Annotated in this window: 22 protein-coding genes, 1 tRNA gene, 2 pseudogenes and 1 riboswitch; of the genes and pseudogenes, 17 read left to right on the top strand and 8 right to left on the bottom strand. The window is 67.6% G+C overall.

What is annotated here, in order from left to right; genetic code table 11:
- Positions 1-85 precede the first annotated feature (85 nt).
- The 3 genes from HQ306_RS03165 to HQ306_RS03155 are packed head-to-tail and all read left to right on the top strand — an operon-like array spanning position 86 to position 2,907.
- Positions 86-1,138 carry an amidohydrolase family protein gene (locus tag HQ306_RS03165; RefSeq protein ID WP_056447174.1) on the top strand — a complete coding sequence of 351 codons (1,053 nt, stop codon included), beginning with the start codon at positions 86-88 and terminating at the stop codon, positions 1,136-1,138.
- 1 nt (position 1,139) lies between these two features.
- Entirely contained in the window at positions 1,140-1,844 is a 705-nt protein-coding gene (locus HQ306_RS03160) for an iron-sulfur cluster assembly protein (protein WP_222627564.1), read from the top strand.
- Positions 1,845-1,881: 37 nt separating this feature from the next.
- Positions 1,882-2,907 carry an NAD(P)-dependent alcohol dehydrogenase gene (locus HQ306_RS03155; RefSeq protein WP_204870263.1) on the top strand — a complete coding sequence of 342 codons (1,026 nt, stop codon included), beginning with the start codon at positions 1,882-1,884 and terminating at the stop codon, positions 2,905-2,907.
- A 17-nt stretch (positions 2,908-2,924) separates the two neighbouring features.
- Here HQ306_RS03155 and HQ306_RS03150 read toward each other — a convergent pair whose 3' ends face one another.
- Positions 2,925-3,590, bottom strand: a complete 666-nt coding sequence (locus HQ306_RS03150) for a 3-oxoacid CoA-transferase subunit B (RefSeq protein ID WP_222627562.1) — start codon at positions 3,588-3,590, stop codon at positions 2,925-2,927.
- The gene (locus tag HQ306_RS03145; protein ID WP_056447180.1) at positions 3,587-4,351 is read right to left on the bottom strand and encodes a CoA transferase subunit A; all 765 of its coding nucleotides are present in this window, start codon (positions 4,349-4,351) and stop codon (positions 3,587-3,589) included. The genes HQ306_RS03150 and HQ306_RS03145 overlap by 4 nt, the downstream gene beginning before the upstream one ends.
- Positions 4,352-4,544: 193 nt before the next feature.
- Between HQ306_RS03145 and HQ306_RS03140 the strand changes: the two genes are divergently transcribed.
- From HQ306_RS03140 to HQ306_RS03130, 3 genes are all read left to right on the top strand, one after another.
- Positions 4,545-5,297, top strand: a complete 753-nt coding sequence (locus HQ306_RS03140) for an IclR family transcriptional regulator (protein ID WP_222627560.1) — start codon at positions 4,545-4,547, stop codon at positions 5,295-5,297.
- Positions 5,298-5,742: 445 nt separating this feature from the next.
- A complete protein-coding gene (locus HQ306_RS03135) occupies positions 5,743-7,017 on the top strand; it encodes an ice-binding family protein (RefSeq protein WP_261769689.1) in 1,275 nt (424 codons plus the stop codon).
- Position 7,018: 1 nt separating this feature from the next.
- On the top strand, positions 7,019-7,648 hold the full coding sequence (locus HQ306_RS03130) for a class F sortase (protein WP_222627558.1): 630 nt from the start codon (positions 7,019-7,021) through the stop codon (positions 7,646-7,648).
- Here HQ306_RS03130 and HQ306_RS03125 read toward each other — a convergent pair.
- Positions 7,641-8,651: a Gfo/Idh/MocA family protein gene (locus tag HQ306_RS03125; protein WP_222627556.1), complete on the bottom strand. Its 1,011-nt coding sequence runs from the start codon at positions 8,649-8,651 to the stop codon at positions 7,641-7,643. The two genes, HQ306_RS03130 and HQ306_RS03125, sit on opposite strands and share 8 nt — an antisense overlap.
- A gap of 62 nt (positions 8,652-8,713) precedes the next feature.
- On the opposite strand from HQ306_RS03125, the gene HQ306_RS03120 reads away from it, so the two are divergent.
- Positions 8,714-9,691: a Gfo/Idh/MocA family oxidoreductase gene (locus HQ306_RS03120; protein WP_222627554.1), complete on the top strand. Its 978-nt coding sequence runs from the start codon at positions 8,714-8,716 to the stop codon at positions 9,689-9,691.
- 45 nt (positions 9,692-9,736) lie between these two features.
- Positions 9,737-10,378, top strand: a complete 642-nt coding sequence (locus HQ306_RS03115) for an ANTAR domain-containing protein (RefSeq protein WP_222627552.1) — start codon at positions 9,737-9,739, stop codon at positions 10,376-10,378.
- An 18-nt stretch (positions 10,379-10,396) separates the two neighbouring features.
- Here the strand turns inward: HQ306_RS03115 and HQ306_RS03110 are convergent, their stop codons facing one another.
- Entirely contained in the window at positions 10,397-11,995 is a 1,599-nt protein-coding gene (locus HQ306_RS03110) for a GMC oxidoreductase (protein WP_222627550.1), read from the bottom strand.
- 142 nt (positions 11,996-12,137) lie between these two features.
- Between HQ306_RS03110 and HQ306_RS03105 the strand changes: the two genes are divergently transcribed.
- Positions 12,138-13,220 carry a tartrate dehydrogenase gene (locus HQ306_RS03105; protein ID WP_222627549.1) on the top strand — a complete coding sequence of 361 codons (1,083 nt, stop codon included), beginning with the start codon at positions 12,138-12,140 and terminating at the stop codon, positions 13,218-13,220.
- A gap of 310 nt (positions 13,221-13,530) precedes the next feature.
- Here the strand turns inward: HQ306_RS03105 and HQ306_RS03100 are convergent, their stop codons facing one another.
- Positions 13,531-14,610 carry an SDR family oxidoreductase gene (locus HQ306_RS03100; protein WP_056447203.1) on the bottom strand — a complete coding sequence of 360 codons (1,080 nt, stop codon included), beginning with the start codon at positions 14,608-14,610 and terminating at the stop codon, positions 13,531-13,533.
- A 349-nt stretch (positions 14,611-14,959) separates the two neighbouring features.
- On the opposite strand from HQ306_RS03100, the pseudogene HQ306_RS22730 reads away from it, so the two are divergent.
- Positions 14,960-15,181: pseudogene (locus HQ306_RS22730) on the top strand (twin-arginine translocation signal domain-containing protein); the annotation flags it as partial.
- On the opposite strand, the gene HQ306_RS22525 reads toward HQ306_RS22730, so the two are convergent.
- Entirely contained in the window at positions 15,091-15,429 is a 339-nt protein-coding gene (locus tag HQ306_RS22525; protein ID WP_308115403.1) for a hypothetical protein, read from the bottom strand. The pseudogene HQ306_RS22730 and the gene HQ306_RS22525 overlap by 91 nt on opposite strands.
- Positions 15,430-15,545: 116 nt before the next feature.
- Between HQ306_RS22525 and HQ306_RS22520 the strand changes: the two genes are divergently transcribed.
- A complete protein-coding gene (locus HQ306_RS22520; protein ID WP_308115404.1) occupies positions 15,546-15,998 on the top strand; it encodes a hypothetical protein in 453 nt (150 codons plus the stop codon).
- Complete coding sequence (locus HQ306_RS22515; RefSeq protein WP_308115402.1) at positions 15,962-16,576, top strand: GMC oxidoreductase; 615 nt, start codon at positions 15,962-15,964, stop codon at positions 16,574-16,576. Before HQ306_RS22520 ends, HQ306_RS22515 begins: the two co-directional genes overlap by 37 nt.
- A gap of 8 nt (positions 16,577-16,584) precedes the next feature.
- On the opposite strand, the gene HQ306_RS03090 is transcribed toward HQ306_RS22515, so the two are convergent.
- Positions 16,585-16,655, bottom strand: a tRNA-Cys gene (locus HQ306_RS03090).
- A 38-nt stretch (positions 16,656-16,693) separates the two neighbouring features.
- On the bottom strand, positions 16,694-18,247 hold the full coding sequence (locus HQ306_RS22510; protein WP_222627547.1) for a GGDEF domain-containing protein: 1,554 nt from the start codon (positions 18,245-18,247) through the stop codon (positions 16,694-16,696).
- A 254-nt stretch (positions 18,248-18,501) separates the two neighbouring features.
- Positions 18,502-18,598, top strand: a riboswitch (SAM riboswitch).
- A 169-nt stretch (positions 18,599-18,767) separates the two neighbouring features.
- On the opposite strand from HQ306_RS22510, the gene HQ306_RS03080 reads away from it, so the two are divergent.
- The 5 genes and pseudogenes from HQ306_RS03080 to HQ306_RS03060 all read left to right on the top strand — a co-directional run bounded on the left by HQ306_RS03080 (position 18,768) and on the right by HQ306_RS03060 (position 23,710).
- Positions 18,768-19,724 carry an amino acid ABC transporter permease gene (locus HQ306_RS03080; RefSeq protein WP_231476123.1) on the top strand — a complete coding sequence of 319 codons (957 nt, stop codon included), beginning with the start codon at positions 18,768-18,770 and terminating at the stop codon, positions 19,722-19,724.
- The gene (locus HQ306_RS03075; protein ID WP_222627545.1) at positions 19,721-20,503 is read left to right on the top strand and encodes an amino acid ABC transporter ATP-binding protein; all 783 of its coding nucleotides are present in this window, start codon (positions 19,721-19,723) and stop codon (positions 20,501-20,503) included. The genes HQ306_RS03080 and HQ306_RS03075 overlap by 4 nt, the downstream gene beginning before the upstream one ends.
- 36 nt (positions 20,504-20,539) lie before the next feature.
- Entirely contained in the window at positions 20,540-21,508 is a 969-nt protein-coding gene (locus tag HQ306_RS03070; protein WP_027504017.1) for an ABC transporter substrate-binding protein, read from the top strand.
- A gap of 23 nt (positions 21,509-21,531) precedes the next feature.
- Positions 21,532-22,035: a GNAT family N-acetyltransferase gene (locus tag HQ306_RS03065; RefSeq protein WP_222627543.1), complete on the top strand. Its 504-nt coding sequence runs from the start codon at positions 21,532-21,534 to the stop codon at positions 22,033-22,035.
- A gap of 45 nt (positions 22,036-22,080) precedes the next feature.
- Positions 22,081-23,710: pseudogene (locus HQ306_RS03060) on the top strand (ABC transporter substrate-binding protein).

Below are 23,710 nucleotides of genomic sequence, written 5' to 3'. Positions count from 1 at the left end.
ACGCCGGGGACGCCCGCTTCCCGTCCGTCGCGCCCTAGCGTCGAGTCAGTGAAGGTGACGCCAGTCACACGACGAAGGGACCTCGATGTACACCAAGGGCGACAACAGCTTCTTCATCGTCGACGCGCACGTCGCGCTGTGGGACGCGCGGCCCGAGAACCAGCGCAACATCCACGGCAAGCAGTTCATCGACTGCTTCTACGACTACCACCGCAACCTGTCGCCCGAGAGCGAGCTGTGGCCGTACGACGAGTACCTCTACCAGGGCGGCGACCGCCTGATGAAGGACCTCTTCGAGGACGGTTACGTCGATCATGCGATCTTTCAGCCGGCCCACCTCGGGGAGTTCTACGTGAACGGGTTCGGGCAGACGGAGGAGGCATGGGCCCTCACGGCGCAGAATCCCGACAAGCTCACCTACAACCACCACTTCGATCCGCGCAACGGCGAACGTGGGCTCGATCAGCTCCGCGCCGATGCCGAACGGTTCGGACTGAAGGGCGTCAAGCTCTACACGGCGGAGTGGCACGGAGACTCTCGCGGCTACAAGCTCGACGACGACTGGACCCGGCGTTACCTCGAGGTCTGCCGCGAGCTCGGGATCACCAACATCCACGTCCACAAGGGACCGACCATCAGGCCGCTCGATCGCGATGCCTTCGACGTGGCGGACGTCGATCATGTCGCCACCGACTTCACCGATCTGAACTTCGTCGTCGAGCACTGCGGTCTCCCGCGGCTCGAGGACTTCTGCTGGATCGCCACCCAGGAGCCGAACGTGCATGCCGGGCTCGCCGTCGCGATGCCGTTCATCCACTCCCGGCCGAAGTACTTCGGCCAGATCATGGGCGAGTTGCTCTACTGGCTCGGTGAGGACCGGATCCAGTTCTCGTCCGACTACGCCCTCTGGACACCGCGCTGGCTGATCGAGTCGTTCGTCGACTTCCAGATCCCGGCGGAGCTGAGCGAGTACCCGGAGATCACGATGGACCAGAAGCGCAAGGTGCTGGGCCTGAACGCCGCGAAGATGTACGACATCCCGGTTCCGGCGGAGCTGCAGATCGCCGATGCCGACGAGACGGCCACCGGCCCGCGCGGCGCCGACCGTGCGGCCGACGACGTTCTCGTGGGAGCGTGAGATGACCACCCGTGCCGACTCGGCGATGCGGGCTCTGGACGTGGTGATCGATCCCGAGCTCGACGAGCCGATCACCGACCTCGACTTCGTGCAGTCGCTCACCGTCTCCGAGGACCGTGACGTCGTGGTGCACCTGCGCTTGCCGACGTCCTTCTGCGCGCCGAACTTCGCCTACCTCATGGCCTCCGACGCGAAGGACGTGCTCACCGGCCTGCCCTGGACGCGGAACGTGACGGTGGAACTCGACGACCACCACGATTCACCGATCATCAACGCGGGACTCGCCGCGGACGCGGGGTACCGGGGCACCTTCGCGCACGAGGCGGAGAACGATCTGGAGGAGCTCCGGACGACGTTCCGGCGCAAGGCTCACGTCGCGGCGATGGAGCGGTGCCTGACCGCGCTGCTGAAGCGGGATCCGTCCCGGCGCATGGAGGACGTGGGAACTGTTGTGCTGGGCGATCTCCCGGACGACGACACCACCAGGGCGCTGCGGTCGCGGCGACGGTCCCTCGGCCTGGACGACGTGCCCGACAGCATCGTCATGGTCGATCACACCGGAGCCGGCTACACGCAGCTCGACGTGCCGCTCGCACTGCGTCGGGCTCGATCGACCCGCATCTCGATCGACGGCAACGCCCACTTCTGCAGGGGACTGCTCCGTACCCGCTACGACGACCCGGACCGCACGACGGTCGACGCCTGACCTTCCCGAGAAGCCGAGGAGACACATCATGAGCACCATGCGCGCAGTCCAGGTCGTGGGGTACCACGAGAAACTCCGAATGACCGAGGTGCCCGTTCCCACTCCCACGGGGCCGTTCGACGTGGTCGTCCGGATCGGTGGAGCGGGGGTGTGCCGTACCGATCTGCACATCCTCGAGGGGCAGTGGGCCGAGAAGTCGAACGTGACCCTGCCGTACACGATCGGTCACGAGAACGCCGGCTGGGTCCACGCCGTCGGTTCCGCCGTGACGAACGTGCAGGAGGGTGACAAGGTCATCGTCCACCCGCTCATCACGTGTGGGCTCTGCCGCGCCTGCCGATCCGGCGACGACGTGCACTGCGAGATCAACCAGTTCCCCGGCATCGACACGAACGGTGGCTACGCGGAGTATCTGAAGACGTCGGCACGCAGTGTGGTGAAGCTGGACGACTCGCTGGAGCCGGCGGACGTGGCTGCCCTCGCCGATGCCGGGCTGACGGCCTATCATGCCGCGGCGAAGGCTTCCCGGCATCTGACTCCCCGCGACCGCGTAGTGGTGATCGGCGCAGGTGGGCTGGGGCACATCGGGATTCAGGTGCTGAAGGCGCTGACCGCGGCCGAGATCGTGGTCGTCGACCGTAACGCCGACGCGGTGAAGCTGGCCCTGTCCATCGGGGCGGATCACGGCGTCGTCGCCGACGGCACCCACATCGAGCAGGTGCTCGAGCTCACCGGCGGGCAGGGCGGCGAAGCGGTCATCGATTTCGTCGGAGAAGGCGGCGCGACGGCGGAGGGCATCGCGATGTTGCGGCAGGCGGGCAATTACCACGTCGTCGGATACGGCGAGAACATCGACGTGCCGACAATCGACATCGTGTCGTCGGAGATCAACGTCATCGGCAACCTGGTCGGGTCCTACAACGACCTGTGCGACCTCATGGCTCTCGCGGCACGCGGGTCCGTCGTTCTGCACACCGCGAAGTACGCACTCGACGACTTCCAGAGCGCCATCGACGATCTGGACGCGGGCACGGTGCGAGGGCGGGCCATCCTCACGCCGTGAGAACGGCCCGCCGCCGGTCAGTGCGTGACGAGGTCGTCGGCGTCGGTGAGGGTGGCGCCGGTGGCGTCGTGTACCTGCGCCGCCGTGACACCGGGCGCGGTCTCCCGCAGGACCAGGGTGCCGTCGCCGACGACGTCGATGACGGCGTAGTCGGTGATGACACGGTCGACGACGGCCTGACCGGTGAGGGGGAGCGTGCACGCGTCGACGATCTTCGGGTTGCCGTCCCGATCGGTGTGCTCCATGACGACGATGACGCGCGCGGCGCCGTGGACGAGGTCCATGGCGCCGCCCATGCCCTTGACCATCTTTCCCGGGACCATCCAGTTGGCGAGGTCGCCGGTCGACGAGACCTGCATGCCGCCGAGGACTGCGGTGTCGATGTGGCTGCCGCGGATCATGCCGAAGGACAGCGCGGAGTCGAAGAACGCCGCGCCGGGCAGGGTGGTGACGGTCTCCTTGCCGGCGTTGATGAGATTGGCGTCGACCTCGTCCTCTGTGGGGTAGGGGCCGGTACCGAGGATGCCGTTCTCGGAGTGCAGCGTGACGCGGATCGCGGGATCGAGGAAGCCGGGAATCAGTGTGGGCAGCCCGATGCCGAGGTTCACGTAATCACCGTCGCGCAGTTCGGCCGCCGCGCGCCGAGCCATGTTCTCGCGGGTCCATCCGGTGTCGGTGCTCATCGTGCGTCTCCTGCGGGTCGGGTGGTGCGCTTCTCGATGCGGGGTGTCTGTGGGCCGGTCTCCACGATGCGCTGGACGAACACGCCGGGCAGGTGCACGTGCGCCGGGTCGATCTCGCCCGGTTGCACGAGATGCTCGACCTGAGCGACGGTGATGCGGCCGGCCATGGCGGCGAGCGGGTTGAAGTTCATGGCTGCCTTGTCGAAGACGAGGTTTCCGTCGGTGTCACCCAGGTGCGCGTGCACGAGCGCGAAGTCGGCGCGGATGCCCTCCTCGAGGACGTACCGCTTGTCGCCGAAGACGCGGGTCTCCTTCGGGGGGGATGCGAGTGCGACGGATCCGTCGGCGGCGTAGCGCCACGGGAGCCCGCCGTCGGCGATGGGGCTGCCGACACCGGCCGGGGTGAAGAACGCCGGGATGCCCGCGCCCCCGGCGCGTAGTCGTTCGGCGAGAGTGCCCTGGGGAGTGAGCTCGACCTCGAGCTCGCCGGAGAGGTACTGCCGGGCGAATTCCTTGTTCTCGCCGACGTAGGACGCGGTAACGCGACGGATCCGGTGCGCTGCGAGCAGGATGCCGAGGCCGTGGTCGTCCACTCCGCAGTTGTTGGAGAAGACCTCCAGATCGGTGACGTCGGTGGCGGCGAGGGCGTCGATCAGTGCGTCCGGGATGCCGCAGAGCCCGAAGCCGCCGACGGCCAGGGTGGCGCCGTCCGTGACGCCGCGTATCGCGTCGGCGGGGGTGGACAGGACTTCGGTGGCCACGAGTTCCTCCTGAGATCGAGTACTGATCAGATGTACGGTCCGGTGAGTGGACGTGCGCACTCTCTGCATTCGATCAGGACCACGGCGTCTTCGCAGGCGATACGGGGTCCGGACGGCGAACTGCTCGACTCGTGGAACGATCGGCGGCACGGTGTTCACTGAGTGGACACCCCGCGAGCCCTAGACTGTGGTGATGGCGGAGGCAGCGAGGTCGGTCATCGCGCGAGTCGCGGCCGTGATGCGTGCCGTCGGTGATCACGAGCCGGACGGCGCGTCGACCACCGACATCGCCAGGACCGCCGGGTTGGCGCGGCCCACCGTGCACCGGATGGTCACCGCGTTGGCGGCGGAGGGCTTCGTCGATCGGCACGAGTCGGGCCGGTGGGCGCTGGGGCCCGAGACCTTCCTTCTCGGATCGATGGCAGCGGAGCGGTACGACATCACGTCGAGCGCGGGAGACATCCTGCGCGATCTGGCCCGAACGACGGGGGAGAGCGCCTTCCTGTCGGCACGTCGGGGCGACGAGACGGTCTGCATCGCGAGCGAGGAGGGCAGTTTCCCGCTGCGCTCGCACGTCCTGCACGTCGGCCTGCGCATGCCCCTCGGAGTCGCGTCCGCCGGGTTGGTCATCCTCGCGCACCTGCCCGAACGTGAGCGGAGGGAGTACCTCGACCGTGCAGAGCTCGGCGGCTGGGGAGAACGTCACGCGCCGCGCGAGATCGCCGAACGGGTGGAACAAGTTCTGGTGCAGGGATACTCGGTGAATCCCGGGTTGTTGGTGGAAGGTAGCTGGGGTCTCGGGGCCGCGGTGTTCGATCGCCGCGACGCCCCGGCGTGGGCGCTGAGTCTGACGGGCGTCGCCGGCCGTTTCGACGATGTCCGGCGCCCTGTTCTCGGCGAACAGCTGCTGCGGGCCGCACACGCGTTGACCTTGCGTCTGCGGTGATCGGAGGTCGATGCGGCCGGTCGGACAGAACTCGGGCGGTACATCCAAGTTATTCACCCGTTATATCGTGAATGCATGCCCGATATCGTATCGATGTCTACATCAGAGTCCGAGAATTGTTGTCGCACAGAGATGTCAGTCGTCCATCACGTGATTGTCCGGACTCGACAGAATGTCGCAATTCCGGCATGCATTGACATCACCGTTATCGTCCTGTTCACTCTCATTTATGCCGTAAATCTACGTCGCATTCGACGGAGTCGGCTCGATCTCACACCTGCCCCCGCCACATTTCGGCGTCGTGGTCGTCTTCTCGGACGGTCATCGACGCGCCGACGTCGCCGGGGCGTCATCGCACCGCTCTGCGTCGTCGGGGACAGAGTCTGCGCACCACATGTGCTGCATCTCGGATGCGGCACATTCACCACATCGCGCAAGGAACCGCATGATCAGGACACACCTCGACCGCTCTCCCTTCGACGCCGCGAAGCGAGGCCGCCTCCCCGCACTGGGTACCGTCGCCGTCGCCACGGCGGCTCTGATGATCGTCGGCGCGAGCACCGCCGACGCCGCCACTCCGGTGGGACTCGGCACCGCTGCCAGCTACGCGGTCCTGGCCGGTGCGGGCGTGACCAACACCGGCCCGTCGGTCATCTCGGGTGACCTCGGAACCAGTCCGACCGCGGCCGTCACGGGGTTTCTGCCCGGTCTCGTGAACAACGGCACGATCCATGCCGCCGACGCGGTTGCGCTGCAGGCGCAGTCGGACCTCACCACGGCATACGACCAGGCGAGTGCGGAGCCGATCTCGGCGAACGTCGCTGCCGACATCACCGGCAGCACCCTCGCCCCGGGGGTCTACAAGGCTTCCAGCGCACTGGCCCTGAACGGCACCGTCACGTTGGACGGTGGATCGGATCCCGACGCCGTCTTCGTCTTTCAGGCACCGTCCACATTGATCACGGGGTCCGGCAGCAGAGTGGCACTGATCAACGTGAATCCCTGCAACGTCTTCTGGCAGGTGGGCAGCTCGGCGACCATCGGTACCTCCACGACGTTCGTCGGAACGGTACTGGCGCTCACCTCGATCAGCGTCCAGAACGGTGCGACCGTCTCCGGACGTGTGTTGGCGCGCAACGGCGCGGTCACCCTGGACGACAACGTGATCACGGCGAACGACTGCTCCCCGCGGACGACCACCACCCCGGTCGGCGACGGAGGAGTCGTGGTGCCTCCCATCGTGATTCCGATCCCGTCGATCCCGGGACTGCCGTCGATCCCCGGTGTCCCGCCCGTGATCACCATCCCGGGTCTTCCGGGGTTGCCGGGTACACCGCCCACCTCGTCGGTGCCCACCGCACCGGCGGTCCCGCCCACCTCGGACACTCCCGGTACGCCGGGAACCCCGAACACTCCCGGTACGCCGGGAACCCCGAACACGCCGGGAAATCCGAACACTCCCGGAACCCCGAACACTCCCGGAACCCCGAACACGCCCGGAACCCCGAACACGCCCGGAACCCCCGGTGTCCCCACGGGTCCGGACGCGCCGGGCCGGTACTCGCCGGGCAGCCAGATCACTCAGGTCCCGGGTGGTGGCGTCGACACGGGTGACGGCAGCACCGTCCGGTCGGCCGACCATCGGCAGCCCGTGTCGATCGGCCTCGCGGCCGCGGCGATCATCGGGTCGGCACTGGTGCTGCGTCGTCGAAAGAGCTGACATGGCATCACGTTCCGCCATCACCGCGGCGCGCTCACTGTGCGCTGCGGTGCTGCTCACGCTGGCGCTGATCTCCGGATGCTCCACTGCTGCCGGCACCGAGTCGCCGGTGCCGGCCGCGACCGAGTCGGCGGACGTCGGCGTGGTCGACGAGGGCACCACTGGTGTCCCTGATGCCGTGGCCGTCTCGTCGCCGCCGGTCCGCATCGACGTTCCCGCGATCTCCGTGAGTTCCGACCTCATGGGCCTGGGTCTGCAGCAGGACGGGACGATGGAGGTACCACCCGGCGCGTTTCCGGCCGGGTGGTACACGGGTTCACCGATTCCCGGCGCGATGGGGCCGTCCGTGATCGCCGGTCACGTGGACTGGGACGGTGCGCCGGGCGTGTTCTCCCGGCTCGGTGACCTCGTCCCGGACGACGACGTGATCGTCACTCTGCAGGACGGCACCACGTCGCGCTTCCGGGTCATGGAGGTCGATCAGTACCCGAAGGCCGAGTTCCCGACGAACACGGTGTACGGCGACATCGACCACCCGGGACTCCGGCTGATCACGTGTGGCGGTCGATTCGACAGCGACGCAGCCAGTTACGACGACAACATCGTGGTCTACGCCGATCTGATCAGCTGATCCGGTCGCGAATCCGGTCGATGATCTCCAGGGTCGCGACCGCGTCGGCGAGGGGATGGACGGCGGACTCGACCTCGCCGACGGAAATCCTTCTCGCAGCCTCCACCGCGGCGAGATGCAGTCCGTCGACCTGGAGGCCGGGGGTCTCGTCGTAGGCGAGGGTGATGCCGTCGCGGAGTGCGACGGTGAACGGCCCCGGCATGAAGAAGGGCCCGGCGATGGTGAGCGTGCCGTCCCGGCCGCACACGACCGCCGTCGTCGGCGTGTTCGTCAGGATCGTGGTGTTGAGCACCGCATGTCCGGACTCGCCGGTGAGAAGGGCCGAGATCTGACCGTCGATCTCGTCATTGGCAGGTCGACTCCGGGCATCCACCGTCTCCGGTGCACCGAGAACCGAGTAGGCGAAGGACGCGACGTACGTTCCCAGATCCAGGAGCGGGCCACCGGCCAGCGCCGGATCGTAGATGCGGTGATCGGTGGTGAAGAACTCGCCGTGATCCGCGAGCACCGTGTGGATCGGTCCGAGGACGCCGCTGCGGAGCACCTGCTCTATCACGTCGAACTTCGGCAGGAATCTCGTCCACATCGCTTCTCCCGCGAACACTCCTGCCGACCGTGCGGCCTCCGCGATACGGGCCGCGCCGGCCGCGTCGACGGCGAGCGGCTTCTCGACGAGCACGTGCTTGCCCGCGGCGATGGCGTCGAGGGCGTTCGCGAGGTGCTCGGTGTGCGGCGTGGCGATGTACACGATGTCGACGTCGTCGTCGGCGAAGACGTCCTCGTAGGTGCCGTGCGCGCGGTCGACGCCGTGCTCGTCGGCGAAGGCGCGTGCGCGCTCCGGTGAGCGGGATCCCACCGCGACGACGGTCTGGGTCGTGTGCCGGTGCAGTGACTCGACGAACCGGTGCGCGATCCAGCCCGGCCCGAGGACTGCCCACCGGAGCACGGGCGCGTCACGGGGATCGGGAACTCGTGACAGGGGGAGGGAGGCGCTCTGCGTCATGCGGCAGAGCCAATCAGACGAACGCACATTTGTCAGGACATTAAGATGTAATACTTTCGATCATGACTGTGCGGGTTGGAATCATCGGTGTCGGCGTCATGGGAGCGGACCATGCCCTGTCCCTCGATCGGCGGGTGTCGGGCGCGGCGGTGACCGCTGTCGCCGACTTCGACGCAGCACGGGCGAGTGCAGTCGCCTCCACCCTGCGCGGCGCCACCGTCGCGGCGGACGGCCCGGCGCTGATCGAGCGCGACGACGTCGACGCCGTCGTCATCGCCTCGCACGATTCGACCCACGCCGAACTGGTGCACCTGGCGCTGGCCGCGGGCAAGCCGGTGCTGTGCGAGAAGCCGCTCGCGCCCACGGCGGCGGAGTGCCGCGAGATCATCGCCGCGCAGGGCGAACGCACCTTGATCACGGTCGGCTTCATGCGTCGGTTCGATCCGGCCTACGTGGAACTGAAGCGTGTGGTGTCGTCCGGTGAACTGGGTGAACCACTCGTCGCCCACTGCGTGAGTCGCACCGTCGAGGCCTACCCCGGCGGCACGTCCGCGTCGACCATCACCAACTCCGCGATTCACGAACTCGACATCGTGCCGTGGTTGCTGTCGTCGCCGATCACGGAGGTGAGTTGGCACGCTGGTCGTACGTCCGCGCACTCCGGAACGCGCCAGGATCCGCAGATCATGCTGTTGCGGACCGAGTCCGACGTTCTGGTGACGGTCGAGATCTTCCTCAACGCCCGCTACGGATACGACACGAGGTGCGAGGTGGTGGGCGATATCGGAGCGTCTGCGCTCGTGCTGCCCACTCACGTGGTCACCGACCGCGACCGCCGGCGGTCCGTGGCCTACCCGGCCGACTGGGTTCCCCGCTATGCGGACGCGTATCGCCTGCAACTTCAGGAGTGGGTCGATTCCCTCGAGGCCGGCCGGGTCTCGGAGCTCGCCGACGCGGACGCGGGGCTGCGTGCAGGTCTCGTCGCCGACGCTCTCGTCGCCTCGATGAACGAGGGCGGCCGAACCGTCGGCGTGGAGTGATCTCGGCGGTACGTTCATCCATGTCCGACTCGGGCACCAGAATCCATGGATTCTTTCGACGCCACCCGCGCCGTGGTGGAGCGGTACGCGCCGTCGCTGGGTGTGGACGGGATCGCGGTGGCAGTCATCGTGACCGCGGCGATCCGCGACCTCGTCTACAGCAGCGACGACGTAGCGACCCGCATCGACGAACTGCAGTTCACGCTGGGAACCGGGCCGTGCCTCGATGCCTTCCGGAGTGAACAGACGATGATCAGCATGGTCGGTACCGACGAGGGCTCGCCGTGGCCGCTGTTCGACGACGCCGTTCGAGCTCTCGACGTGGGTGCCGTGTTCGCGGTTCCGGTGGGCACGGAGCCGACGGTGGGCGTGCTCGAGCTCTATCGCCGCGACGCGCATCCGTGGTCGCCGGTGACCGCGGCGCGTGCCGCGCGGTGCGCCGGGGAACTCGCGTCCGCGGTGCGCCGCGACGTCGCCGGAGTGGGGGACGACGCCGCGGACGATCCGCTGTCCCGCGCCTCCGTGCACGTGGCTGCCGGCATGATGGCAGCACGGTTCCGGATCACCGCCGACGAGGCCGTGGTTCGGCTCCGGTCCCTCGCCTACGCAGACGGGATACGCGTCACCCAGCTCGCGGACGACATCGTCGCGCGGCGGGTCGAGCTGACCGATGCCCTGCTGGACTGACGCCGGCCGCGGACCGGCTCAGATGACGGTGCCGACGTCGGTGGCCACGATGCTGTCGAGAGCGTGCTCCGCGACTGCGGCGATGGTCATCGACGGATTGCAGGCGGCGCAGTTGCCCGGAATCAGGGCGCCGTCGAGAACGTAGAGGCCGCGCTGTCCCTGGACTCGACCCTCCAGATCACAGACCGTTCCCATGTTGGCCCCGCCGAGCGGATGCCAGGTGGACGGGAACACCGCGTTGGTGTCCACGACGAGGCTGTTCGGTCCGGCGATCGCGCGCACGCGCGGGTCGATGTGACCCTGGATGGCCGCATCCCCCTCGTGCGGCCACCGCAGGATCGCATCGTCCCGCGCACCGTCGTAGACGAAACGCCCACGGGCGTCGCTGACGCCGTAGCCGACCAGAACGGTGGTTCGGGCATCCACCCCGAGAGGGGGGAACGACGCCTGGATGACCGTCATCGCGCGGGACGGGTCCGCCCAGTCGAGACTGCCGAAGACCACCGGGCCGCCCTGTGCGGGTCCGAAGTCCTGGTCGAACGTCGTCCACGAGTAGATCCTGTCCGCGTTGGTGCCCCAGCCGTCGCCGAGCGCGTCCGGCATGTCCGGGATCCGGCCGGATGCTGCCGCCCGCATCAGCAGTCGCGTGGTGTTCATGCTGCCCGCAGCCATGATCAGGGTCGGCGTGGTGAGGATCTTGTTCTCCACGACCGCCCCCGAGGTGTCGATGCGGTCGACGTACACCGTCCACCGGCCGTCGGACGCCCGTTCGACGTCGGTGACCTGGTGCAGGGTCTGTACCGTCGCCAGCCCGGTCGCCTCCGCCTCGGCGATGTACGTGACGTCCACGGAGAACTTGCCGCCGTTGTTGACGCCGATGGCGCCGTCGCCGTTGGTGTAGGACGGGGCCATCTCGCCACGAAGTTCGTCGAGCGCGAAGTTCCAGTCGATGGGCATCGGGATCTTCGACACGGGGAGTCCGAGTCGTCGTGCACTGTCCCGGAATGCTCGTGGTGCAGCGTAATTGGGGCTGTCGACCAACTCGTCGGGCGCGACCGCGAGGTGCAGCATCCGGGCGACCCGCGGGTAGTGGACGCGATCGAGCAGGCCCCAGTCCAGTGCGCCGGGGAACTGCGACGCGAACACCGCCTCGGCCGGCTGCAGCGTCATCCCCTGATAGACGAGGGACCCGCCGCCGACCCCGGCCGCACACAGCGCGGTCATGTTCTCGCCGGGAACCGCCTCGACGAGGCCGGTGTACGCCGGGACGTCGATCGGACTTCCGAACACGTTCTTCGCGGATCCGTACCAGAGGAAACGACCGTCGGGTGAGCGAGCGTGCGGAAAGGTCTCGGCGTTCGGACCGGTCGGCCATCGCAGACCGCGCTCGAGCACGGTCACCGGAACGCCTGCCTGTGCGAGGCGCAGTGCGGCGACGCCGCCGCCGAACCCGGAGCCGACGATCACCACGCGGTGATCCTCGCGGGAGAGCGGAACCCGTTGTGTGCGTGCGGCGATGCCGTGAGCAGAGGCGCGGGCGGCATGGTTACCGGCGATCAGCGCACCGCCGGCCGCGGCGGCGCCGGAGAGGAACGTGCGGCGAGTGAACGGTGGCATGCGGCTTCCCCCGGATCGTTCGTGGAGTCCGCCGATACCTGTGGGCACCCCCCGGCGAACACCCGATCTCGATGCCGGGTGCTCAGAACCTAGACAGTTCTGTCAGCGAGTGTCAAGGTTTCGCCCCGACTAGGCTCGAACGATGGCTACCAGACGCATCGCAGTGATCCCGGGTGACGGCATCGGCAAGGAGGTGGTTCCCGCCGGTATCGAAGTACTGGACGCCGCGGCGGCGGCGTTCGACCTCGACCTCGAGTACGAGTACTTCGACTACGCCAGCGCCGACTACTACGTCGAGCACGGAAAGATGCTTCCCGACGGCTGGTTCGAGGAGCTCCGACCGTTCGACGCGATCTTCTTCGGAGCGGTGGGCTGGCCGGAGGTGGTGCCGGACCACATCTCGTTGTGGGGCAGTCTGCTCCAGTTCCGACGTCACTTCGACCAGTACGTGAATCTGCGGCCCATCCGGCTCATGCCGGGCGTCAGCAGCCCGCTCGCGGGACGCGAGGTCGGCGACATCGACTTCTACGTGGTGCGGGAGAACACCGAGGGGGAGTACACCGATCTCGGCGGCCGGATGTTCGCGGGGACCGAGCGTGAGACGGTGATCCAGGAGACGGTCATGTCGCGCATCGGCGTCGACCGAATCCTGAAGTACGCCTTCGAACTCGCCGAGACCAGGCCGAAACGCCACCTGACGTCCGCGACCAAGAGCAACGGCATCTCCATCTCGATGCCGTACTGGGACGAGCGGGTCGCCGCCATGGCGTCGCATCACCCCACGGTGGACGTCGACAGCTATCACATCGACATCCTCACGGCGAACTTCGTGCTGCACCCGGACTGGTTCGACGTGGTCGTCGCGAGCAATCTGTTCGGGGACATCCTGTCCGATCTCGGACCGGCGATCGCGGGCACCATCGGCATCGCCCCGAGTGGAAACATCAACCCGGAGGGGCTCTTTCCCAGTCTGTTCGAGCCGGTGCACGGATCGGCACCGGGTATCGCGGGCAAGAACGTCGCCAATCCGATCGGACAGATCTGGAGCGGCAGCATGATGCTCGATCACCTCGGCGAACCCGATGCCGCGCGCACGGTCCTGACTGCGGTCGAGAACGTGTTGGCACGGGGCGGCGCCGCGCTCACCGCCGACATGGGCGGAACGTCGGGGACCGACGAGTTGGGGCGCATCATCGCGGACGAGGTGACCGCTCTCGCTCGCTGATGATGTTCTCGAAATTGACACCGTTTCGGGGCGTTGTCTGTGAGCACGACCAAGTCAGTGACAGGTCACCACACCGTTCATCGTCGTCCGTGACGACGGGTCCTTCATGATCTGTGTGCGCGAAACAATCGCGACATCACTCACTCGGGAGACATCATGCTCAGCATTCTCAACGGCCTCAGCTTCCTCAATTTCTCGTTCGGAGATCTGCTGCCTCTGACCGATTTCCTGAACATTCTGAAGAGCCTCTCGATCGCGTCCTGACGCCGACGGCCGGGCGGGTCCACCCGCCCGGCCGTTGCGTCCGACGTCAGCGAGGAATGATCCGCGCGTCCCGGTACCGAGCGAGGTTCTCCGCGAAACTCTCACTGGTCGAGCGGAATCCGAGGAACCCCGCCTTGCGGCTCTTCGTCATGTCGGTCAGGCACTCCATGTCGCGGCCGAGGTCGCCGTCGGTGTGCCACCACGATGCGAGTCGAGTCACGTCCGACTCGACGAGGTCGTACTTCTCGGCGATGCGCCGCCACGCGTCGGGTGCATCGTCCATTCGCGTCGCCAACGGTCGCGGTTCGGTGTCGAAACCGACGGGTTCGACACCGAAATGGTCGGCGATGCGCGGCCACAGCCATCGCCAACGGAACACGTCGCCGTTCGCGACATTGAATGGCTCGTCGGCGCCGTTCTCGTTCGTGGCGGCCCAGATCATCTGCTCGGCGAGCAGATCGGCATCGGTGACATCGGTCAGACCGTTCCACTGGGTCTCCGAACCGGGGAAGACGAACGGCTCGCCGGTCTCCTTGCAGAGAGTGGCGTACACCGACAGGGTGAGTGCCATGTTCATGGCGTTGCCCACGGCGAACCCGAAGATGGTGTGTGCCCGGTGCACGCTCCAGGTGAAGCCCAGTCGCTCTGCGCCCGAGAACAACTCGTCCTCCTGGGCGTAGTAGAAGTTCGGTGTGTCGAGGCGCTCCTCGCTCTCGTGGAACGGGGTCTCCGCCGTCACCGCGGCGCCGTAGGCGTCGAACGGGCCGAGGTAGTGCTTCAGACCCGTCATGAGAGCGACGTGCTTCACCGAGTTCTCCGGCGCCAGCGCGTCGAACGTGTTCCGGAGGGTGGCGGTGTTCACCTCGATGTTCTCCGCCTCCGAGTCCTGCATCATCCACGCCGTGAAGAACACGAGGTCGGGCGCCGTTCCGCGCAGTGCCTCACTCAGAGCATCGGCGTCGAGAAGGTCGGCCGTCACGGGTGTCACGCCGTCGACCGGCAACTCGGTCTTGCGCGACAACCCGTAGGTGCGCCACCCCGCGTCGACGAGTCGTCGACAGATGGTCTGCCCCGAGATGCCGGTGGCTCCGACGACGAGCGCCGTGCCCGGACTTCGTGCTGCCATGTGTGTGATGCCTCCGATCGGTGATCGTGTCTCGATCCAGCATGGGCTACCCGTAGGGGCAACGGAGCAACCAGTGTTGCCGAGTGGCGCGGCGCACTGGTCCGCTACGTGGCGCCGAGCGCACCGCCCGGTGCCGAGCGCGCGCTGCACCGTGCGCGGAACGCCGTGCGCAGCGCGCGGGCGCCGGAACAGCTCGAGTGGTGCGGCGCACTCGTCGACGTCACGGCCGATCGCCTCTCATCGAGCCGGGCGAAGTGGACAACTTACCGGCGAGTAAGGAAGCTTCAGCGCATCCGCTGCCCGTCCGCGACACCCGCGATCACCTGCACCGGGTGGAGAGAAGCGTGACATGCAGTGGTCGAGGAGACAGTTCCTGGGCGCGATGGGCGTCGCGGGCCTGATCGGGTCGACGGGACCGGGAGCGGTGTCCCGCGCGGCTCCGATACTCGACGGTCTGTATCGGTCGGCGGTGCCCGAGCTCTACGCACCGATCGATCCGGCGCCGGCGCATTCGGAGGCCGTGGTGGTCGGGTCGGGCTTCGGTGCCGCGGTCACCGCGCGGCGCCTCGCCGAGGCCGGCGTTCGCGTCACCGTCTTGGAGCGCGGGTCGCAGTGGCCCACGGATCCGCGTCGACAGATCTTCGCCAACGACTTCCTGCCGGACGGGCGCGCGTTCTGGCGTCGCGGTGGCACTGCTCCGCTGACCGGACTGCCCACGGTTCCCACCGACCGCTTCGGCGGCATCTTCGACGTGAGCGAACACGGCACCATCGACGTGTGGTCCGGAGCCGCGGTCGGCGGTGGTTCGTTGGTATTCACCGGCGTGATGATCGCCCCCGAACGACGGTTCTTCGACCAGCTCTTCACCGGGCTCGTCTCGTACGACGCAGGCTCTGCACTACCCGCTCGTCCGTTCCGAGCTGCGGCTCGCACCGATGCCGGAGGACGTCTATCAGTCGCTGCCGTTCACGCATTCACGGGTGTGGGATCACCAGGTCCGCCGCGCCGGGTACACACCACAGCGTATCGACGGTATCTGGGACTGGGACGTGGTGCGCGGAGAGATGGCCGGTCGGTCCCGTCCGTCCGCGATCATCGGGGAGTCGAATCTCGGCAACTCCAACGGCGCCAAGTTCGACCTCAACCGCAACTATCTGGCCGCTGCTCGCGCCACTGGCCGGTGCACGATCCATGCGCGTCACGAGGTCACCGCCGTGACCAGGGAGGCGGACGGTCGCTATTCGCTGACCGTGGATCTGCTCGACCCGTCCGCCGAGGTCCTCTCCACCCGCACGGTGACCTGCGACGACCTGTTCTGGGCGCCGGGTCGATGGGAACGTCGCGGCTTCTCGTGCATGCCCGCGACACCGGACTGCTCCCCGACCTGAACGAGCACGTCGGTGAGGGATGGGGCACCAACGGTGACGCGGCACTCGTCCGGGGCATGAGCCCGGAGGGCAACGGCATCGTGCAGGCGTCGCCCTCGGCGTCGAGGATCTCCGACGACTCGGGCGCCCCGCTCACCCTCGAGAACTGGTTCGTCCCCGGATCGCCCGTCGATCTGACGCTGATCGGCTCGTTGGGCATGGTCATGGACCCGACGAGAGGGCGGTTCGTGTGGGACGAGTCGACGCGGTCGGTGCGGCTCGACTGGCCGGAGGCCGGCAACATCGCCGTCTCGGACGCCCTGCGACCGGTGCACGACCGCATCGCGGAGCGCTCCGGAATCGGTGTGGGGTATCCGCCCCTGCGGGTTCCGGACGTGAACACCTCGTTCACGGCGCACCCGTTGGGAGGGGTGGTGCTGGGCCGAGCCACGGACGCGCACGGCCGCGTCCTCGGCCACGACCGGTTGCACGTCGTCGACGGAGCGCTGATCCCGGGCAGCACCGGCAGAGTCAATCCGTCGCTCACCATCGCGGCGCTCGCCGAACGCAACATCGCGACGGTGATCGCCGATCGCTGACCGCCCCGTGGAGCGAATGACGGGAATCGAACCCGTGTGCACGGCTGTGCAGGCCGTTGCCTCACCACTCGGCCATCCCACGTCAGGAAACCCGGACCTGTCGGGACAGGGTTGCGCTCACGGTGATTCTCGGGCTGTCGCGGGGAGATACCTCGCGGCCGCCGCCGGGTTCTCGTCCGCCAGTGACGCCAGCGCTCGACACAGTGCGCCGAGTGAGGTTCCCTCGGCGTGCGCGGCCGACTGCAGGAGTGCCGCCGCGGTGTCCCGGTCCACCGCGAGGTGTTCCATCGCCATGCCGATGCTCTGATCGAGCGAGGCCGCGGAGCGCAGTGCCGCGGAGTATCGATCCGAACGGGACGTCGTCGCCACGTCGATCTCCTTCTCGAGGCGCCGAGACAGCATCGCGAGTCGGACGGCCGTGTGTTCCGGCCCGTGTCCGTGGGTCTGGAGCGCGACGAGGGTGGCAGCGACCGCCGCGGCGGCCTCGGTGCGCGCGCGTCTCTGCACAGCCTGCCGTCGACGGGACCGGAGGTGCTCGGACGACCGTGCTCGCAGCAGTGACGGCGGGTGGAACCGAGTCGTGTCGCCGTGCTCGACGCGGTCACGACCGAGACGCTTCGCCCGGTACATCGCATCGTCCGCGCAGGAGATGAAGGAGTCGAGCGTCGACTCCACGTCGCCGAGGGCGAGCGCGGCGCCGTCGGGAGCCGTGGCCACGGCCGTCGTGGTGCCGATGCTCACCGTCACCGAGCACCGTGTGCGCACCGATCGCAGGACACGGTCCGCGAGATCGGCCGTACGCGCACCGCGGGCGACGACCAGGAACTCCTCGCCGCCGAGACGAGCGACGACGGCGCCCGCCGGAGTCGCCAGCACCACCGCTCGCGCGACGGACTGCAGCGTCCGATCACCGTGGGTGTGTCCGTGGGTGTCGTTGACGGCCTTGAAGTTGTCGATGTCGATGACGAGGGTGGTGACCGATTCGTGCCGCGACGCCGCGGCACCCAGCAGTTCCGTCAGACGGGGGAGTACGCCCCGGCGGTTCAGCAGGCCGGTCAGGACGTCCGTGCGTGCGAGCACGTCGAATCGGTGACTCACCCGCACCATCGACCGCCGCAGGCCCCACACCAACACGACGGGGACGACGACGATGGTCAGGGACGCGCCGGCACTGATGAACGCGATGGCCGCAGATCCTGCCGAGGCGAACGACACCACGACGGCGGCTCCACCGGCAGCCACGGTGAACGACCACGCGGTCGCGGGCGGCGACGCGGCCGCGGAGAGCACCGGGACGATGGTGAGCAGCGCAGCGATCGCGAGGGAACCCGCCGGATCGGTCACCGCCACCGCGGAGAACGTCGTACCGCACAGCATCACCATGCCCATGGCGACGAACTGGCGTTCGGTCAGCCGCCCCGAGCGCCAGATGATGCCGGCTCCCACCACGGCCGCAGCGACGGCGAGAGCGGTGGCGAGCATCGGGGCGATGCCGGGGAAGAACAGCCCGGGCACCACCCAGCCCGCTCCCAGTGACAGGGCGGAACCGGTGATCGCCGTTCCCATCGCGATCGACCGGATGTCGAGCACCTGCCGTGCGGGTGTCTCGAGAGGCGACTCGGTGGGCGACGTCCGCGCGCCGCGGTGCGCTCTGTCGATGTGTGGCGTCACGCGAGCACCCCGGTCCCCGTCACCGGTGATCCGTCGTCGGCTGACCTCCACCGTGTACCCCGTGAATGTACCGACCGGGACGGTTCCGTCGCGGCGATCCGGCGCACGTCTGGCCGTGAGACCTCGGGCGCGTGACCACCGCGAACACGTGGTCGGTGCGGTTGTCACCCTTTCCGGTCATCGTGATTCGAACTCGACGGAGCCGAAAACGGTTGTGCGATTTGACGTCTCGAGACGTCGGCGCTACATTTTCCTCACCATCCAGAGCGACCGAGAGACCTGGCTCGTCGACGTCGCAGCAACCCGCCTCGAGTTCGAGTGTGTGGGTGCTACCGCCAGGACCGATGGAGGAGATCCGCCGATGAACACTGTGACGACCCGACGCCCGCACGTCCTGCGCCTGCACCTCGAGTGGTGTCGAGAGTGCTGCTGCGCCTGTACGCGGCGCTGACCAGGTCCCTCACTTCGTCCTCTCGAAAGGCACAGCGATGTTCGCTGCCCTCACGCACCGGTGCAGCCGGTGACTCAACTCCACGATCGACCGGTCGCCACCGACGCCGGTGACGTCTCGGATCACGACCTCGTCGTCGCACGCACGGTGCACCCGTGGCGGTGGATCATCGCCGTCGCGACCCTGGTCCTTCTCGCACAGTTCGTCCACGGGCTGGTGACCAACGCCGGCTGGGACTGGGGCACCTTCGCTCAGTACTTCACGGCGCGGTCCGTCGTCACTGCTCTGTGGCTCACGATCCAGCTGACCTTCTGGGGCACCCTCATCGGGTTCGCACTCGGCATCGCTCTCGCGGCGGCGCGGTTGTCGCAGAACCCGGTCCTGCAGATCATCTCCTGGTTCTACATCTGGGCGTTCCGGTCGATCCCGCTGATCGTGCAACTGCTGTTCTGGTTCAACATCGCCTACCTGTATCAGCGTTTGTCCCTGGGCATTCCGTTCGGACCGAGCTTCGTCGAGTTCGACGTCAACAGTGTCATAAGCGGGTCCACTGCGGCGATCATCGGTCTGGCCCTGCATCAGGCGGCGTACTCGGCGGAGATCGTGCGCGCCGGCATCATCTCGGTCGATCAGGGGCAGCTCGAAGCCGCTGCGGCGCTGGGGATCCCGAAGCGACGCGAATTCTTCGCGATCGTGCTGCCGCAGGCCATGAGGGGAATCCTCCCCAACGCGGCCAACGAGGTGATCAGTCTCTTCAAGGGCACCTCGATCGTCTCGGTCATGGCCATCGCCGAGCTGTTCTATCAGGTCCAGGTGATCTACGGACGGACCGGCCGTGTCGTCCCGATGCTCATGGTCGCGACGGTCTGGTACGTGATTCTGACGTCCGTCCTGTCCGTGGTGCAGTTCTACGTCGAGCGGCACTACTCCAAGGGTGCACTGCGCACGGTGCCGCTCACGCCGATCCAGAAGTTGCGTTCGCGCATCGCCGCGCTGCCGCTGTCACCGAGGGGAGCAACTCGATGACCGACGAGATCGAGACTGCGCGGTATGCGGTCGAGGTACGGGGAGTGCACAAGTCCTACGGTGCCCTCGAGGTCCTGAAAGGCGTGGACCTGGCCGTGCGGCCGGGGGAGGTCACGGCCATTCTCGGACCCTCGGGGTCGGGCAAGTCCACTCTGCTGCGCACGGTGAACCACCTCGAGAAGGTCGACGCCGGATCCGTCCGAGTGGACGGTGCCCTCGTGGGATACCGCCGCAGAGGCCGGAAACTGCACGAACTGACGCCGAAGGAGATCCGGCGCCAGCGCTCGCAGATCGGCTTCGTCTTCCAGAACTTCACCCTGTTCCCGCACCTCACGGTGCTCGAGAACGTGGTCGAGGCACCCGTGTCCGCACAGCGACGTCCGCGGTCGGAGGTGGAACCCGAGGCTCTCGCACTCCTGTCGCGGGTCGGTGTCGCTGACAAGGCGCACGACTACCCGCGGCGGTTGTCCGGCGGACAACAGCAACGCGTCGCGATCGCCCGGGCGCTGGCGCTGCGCCCGAAGGTGATCCTGTTCGACGAACCCACGTCGGCACTCGATCCCGAGCTGGTGGGCGAGGTGCTCGATGTCATCCGCGGTCTCGCCGCAGACGGCGCGACGCTCGTCATCGTCACGCACGAGGTCGGCTTCGCACGCGAGGTCGCCGACACCGTGGTGTTCATGGACGGCGGCGTCGTCCTCGAACAGGGTTCTCCTGTAGTGGTGTTCGACACCCCGACCCACAGTCGCACTCGAGAATTCCTCTCCCGGGTTCTCTGATTCCCACGCACACCTCTCCCGAAAGTGACCTCTCCCATGTCTCGATCGTCCCGTCGCCTCGCGTCGGTCCTGTCCTCCGTCGCCGTCCTCGCGCTCGTCGCGTCCGCGTGCGGCGAACCCGCAGCCGAGAACACCGTGGTGTCCGAAGCCGGTGTCTCCTATGATCTCTCGCCCGAGCAGTCCGGGCGCATCCACACCGAGAAGGTGGACGACATCGCGGCGAAGGTGCCGCAGGCAATCCGTGATCGCGGAACCCTCGTCGTCACCGGAACAGCGGGTGCGACTCCGCCTCTCGGCTTCTATGCCACCGACGACACCACCGTCGTCGGATCCGAGATCGATCTCGCGAGCCTCTTCGCCGACGTCCTCGGTCTCTCGGTCGACCGCCGCACCGCGGACTGGGCCCAGAACTTCGTGAAGATCGATTCGGGCGAGAACGACGCCTTCATCTCGAACGTGACGGTCACGGAGGAGCGCAAGGAGAAGTACGACTTCGCCACCTACCGCCTCGACAACGTCGCCCTCGAGGTTCCGACGGACTCCGACTGGACGTTCACCGACCGCAAGGACATCGCCGGCAAGAAGATCGGTGTCTCGTCCGGTACCAACCAGGAACAACTGCTCGTCGACTGGAACACGCAGAACGGGGCGGAGGGCATCGCGCCCGCCGAGATCGTCTACTACCAGAACGCCGCCGACTACTACCTCGCCCTGTCCTCGAAGCGCATCGACGGGTACCTCGGACCCAATCCGTCCGCGCAGTACCACTCGTCGAGCACAGGGGAGTCGAAGATCATCGGCACCTTCTCCGGTGCGGGCGAGGCGCTCCAGGGTGAGATCGCCGTCCTGGTGAAGAAGGACAGCGGGCTCGCCGAGGCGTTCGCGGACGCCATCGATCACACCATCGAGAACGGGACCTACCAGCAGGTGCTGGACAAGTGGGGGCTCGGCGGCGAGGCCGTGTCGGCCTCGGAGATCAATCCACCCGGGCTCCCGAAGAAGTGACCTCGGTCCGACAAGGAGCACCCGTGGCCGGCAGCGATCGCCCGCAGCTCGAGGTCGCGCGAGTCGACCAGGGCGATCCGCTGGCACGACCCCTGCTCGCGGAGCTGGCGATCGAGTACAGCACCCGCTACGGCGGGACCGCCGACCAGATGTACTCGGCTCTGTCCACCCATCCGGCAGAGGACTTCGCGCCGCCGCACGGCGGGCTGATGGTGCTCCTCGAGAACGGTGAACCTGTTGCCGGCGGGGCGTTTCGGCGTCACGACGAGCAGACCGCCGAACTGAAGCGCATCTGGACGTCCGCATCGCACCGCCGACGAGGACTCGCTCGGCGCGTTCTCACCGAACTCGAATCGGAGATCGCTGTCCGAAACTACGAGAGCATCCACCTCACCACCGGGTGGCGCCGACCGGAGGCTGTCGGCCTGTATCTGGCGGCGGGGTACACACCGCTGTTCGACCCGGTGGCCCCGCCGGCCGAGGGCGTGCCCCGTGCGTTCCGGAAGACGACTCGACCCACCGACTGACCCCCGTTCTTCGTTCCTGCACACACACCTCTTGGAGTTGACCCAGTGATCGACCGCCATCAACGGACACCCGCCGTCAGTGCCGCGATCGGCCTCGTCGCCCTGACCACGGCCCTCACCGCCTGCGGCGGCGCTGCTGGTTCGGCGGGCGCCGACGCCGGCCCCGCTCAGCCGGGAGGCACCCTGAACTACGGACTCTCCACAGCGCCGACGTGCTCGGATCCCGCGCAGGCAGGGACCAACCAGACGATCTACGTCACGCGCGCCGTGGTCGACTCACTCACCGATCAGGATCCCGACACTGGCGAGATCGTGCCGTGGCTCGCCGAGAAGTGGGAGACCGACGCGGATGCGACGTCGTTCACGTTCACACTGAAGGACGGGGTGTCGTTCAGCGACGGCACACCGGTCACCGCGCAGTCGGTCAAGAACAACTTCGACGCCATCGTGGGCACGCTCGGGGCGGCGAAGGCGCCGCTCGCCGCCAGCTATCTCGCGGGATACGTCGGGACGACCGTGGTCGACCCGCGGACCGCGCAGGTGACCTTCTCGTCGCCCAATGCGCAGTTCCTGCAGGCATCGGCGACCTCACAGCTGGGACTGCAGGCCGATGCCACCACGTCGCTGTCCGCCGAGGAGCGCTGCCAGGGCGGAAACATCGGCAGTGGCCCGTTCACGTACACCGACTACCAGCAGGATCGATCGGTGAGTGTGGCCAGGCGAGCCGGCTACTCCTGGGGTTCGCCGGCGTTCGGTCACACCGGTGAGGCCTACCTTGACGGCATCGAGTTCACGGTGGTGCCGGAATCGGGCGTCCGGACCGGAAGCCTGTCGTCGGGTCAGCTCGACGCCGTCAGCGACGCGCTCCCGCAGGACGCACCGACCATCGAGGCGACCGGCGGTCGAGTGCTGACGACGTCGAATCCCGGAACACCCTTCGGTATCGCGCCCAATGTCTCGCGAGGCGTACTGGCCGACCCGGACGTGCGCCGCGCACTCGTCCCCGCGATCGACCGTCAGCAGTTGGTCGACACCGTCCTCGGCCCGAACTTCCTGCCGGCGACCAGCACTCTCGCGAGCAGGACGCCCGGCTACGTGTCGTTGCCCGACGTGACCTTCGACGCCGACGCGGCGCGGACCGTGCTCGACCGTGCGGGTTGGGTACCGGCCGCGGACGGGATCCGCGAGAAGGACGGTCAGCGGCTCAGCTTCTCGATCCTGTTCAGCGCCGTGTTCGCGGGCAACCAGGCAATTCTCGAGTTGCTGCAGCAGCAGTTGCGGGACGTCGGTGTCGATGCCCGGCTCGAGCTGACGTCCGTGCCCGAGTCGAATCGCACGACAGAACGCCGGTGACTTCGACGCGACGTACTACAACAGCACGCGTGCCGACGGCGACATCCTGCGGACGTCGTTCGCGGCGGACGGCCGAAATCTCAACCAGCGTGGCCCGATCGCCGATCTGGATGCCTCGTTGACCGATCAGCTGCGCACGACGGACACGACGCAGCGCGGCGAGTACCTGGCGAACGCACAGCAGCAGGTGCTCGACAACGGACTGTGGATCCCGACCGTCGAACTGTCGCAGGCGGTCGGCGCGAGCTCGGCGGTGCAGGACCAGAGGTTCGACGCGTCTGCTCGGCTGCAGTTCTTCGACACCTGGTTGAGCAGGAGCTGA

Origin of the sequence: Rhodococcus sp. BP-160 (assembly GCF_019836205.1) — a bacterium.
Taxonomy (GTDB): domain Bacteria; phylum Actinomycetota; class Actinomycetes; order Mycobacteriales; family Mycobacteriaceae; genus Rhodococcoides.
The sequence above is the reverse complement of the archived record's forward strand: the minus strand, read 5'-3'. Positions and strand labels throughout refer to the sequence as shown.

Coding starts and splice junctions, on each gene's coding strand:
- HQ306_RS03165 (WP_056447174.1), top strand. CDS start 86: ATGTACACCAAGGGCGACAACAGCTTCTTCATCGTCGACGCGCACGTC.
- HQ306_RS03160 (WP_222627564.1), top strand. CDS start 1,140: ATGACCACCCGTGCCGACTCGGCGATGCGGGCTCTGGACGTGGTGATC.
- HQ306_RS03155 (WP_204870263.1), top strand. CDS start 1,882: ATGCGCGCAGTCCAGGTCGTGGGGTACCACGAGAAACTCCGAATGACC.
- HQ306_RS03150 (WP_222627562.1), bottom strand. CDS start 3,590: ATGAGCACCGACACCGGATGGACCCGCGAGAACATGGCTCGGCGCGCG.
- HQ306_RS03140 (WP_222627560.1), top strand. CDS start 4,545: ATGGCGGAGGCAGCGAGGTCGGTCATCGCGCGAGTCGCGGCCGTGATG.
- HQ306_RS03135 (WP_261769689.1), top strand. CDS start 5,743: ATGATCAGGACACACCTCGACCGCTCTCCCTTCGACGCCGCGAAGCGA.
- HQ306_RS03130 (WP_222627558.1), top strand. CDS start 7,019: ATGGCATCACGTTCCGCCATCACCGCGGCGCGCTCACTGTGCGCTGCG.
- HQ306_RS03125 (WP_222627556.1), bottom strand. CDS start 8,651: ATGACGCAGAGCGCCTCCCTCCCCCTGTCACGAGTTCCCGATCCCCGT.
- HQ306_RS03120 (WP_222627554.1), top strand. CDS start 8,714: ATGACTGTGCGGGTTGGAATCATCGGTGTCGGCGTCATGGGAGCGGAC.
- HQ306_RS03115 (WP_222627552.1), top strand. CDS start 9,737: ATGGATTCTTTCGACGCCACCCGCGCCGTGGTGGAGCGGTACGCGCCG.
- HQ306_RS03110 (WP_222627550.1), bottom strand. CDS start 11,995: ATGCCACCGTTCACTCGCCGCACGTTCCTCTCCGGCGCCGCCGCGGCC.
- HQ306_RS03105 (WP_222627549.1), top strand. CDS start 12,138: ATGGCTACCAGACGCATCGCAGTGATCCCGGGTGACGGCATCGGCAAG.
- HQ306_RS03100 (WP_056447203.1), bottom strand. CDS start 14,610: ATGGCAGCACGAAGTCCGGGCACGGCGCTCGTCGTCGGAGCCACCGGC.
- HQ306_RS22520 (WP_308115404.1), top strand. CDS start 15,546: ATGCCGGAGGACGTCTATCAGTCGCTGCCGTTCACGCATTCACGGGTG.
- HQ306_RS03075 (WP_222627545.1), top strand. CDS start 19,721: ATGACCGACGAGATCGAGACTGCGCGGTATGCGGTCGAGGTACGGGGA.
- HQ306_RS03070 (WP_027504017.1), top strand. CDS start 20,540: ATGTCTCGATCGTCCCGTCGCCTCGCGTCGGTCCTGTCCTCCGTCGCC.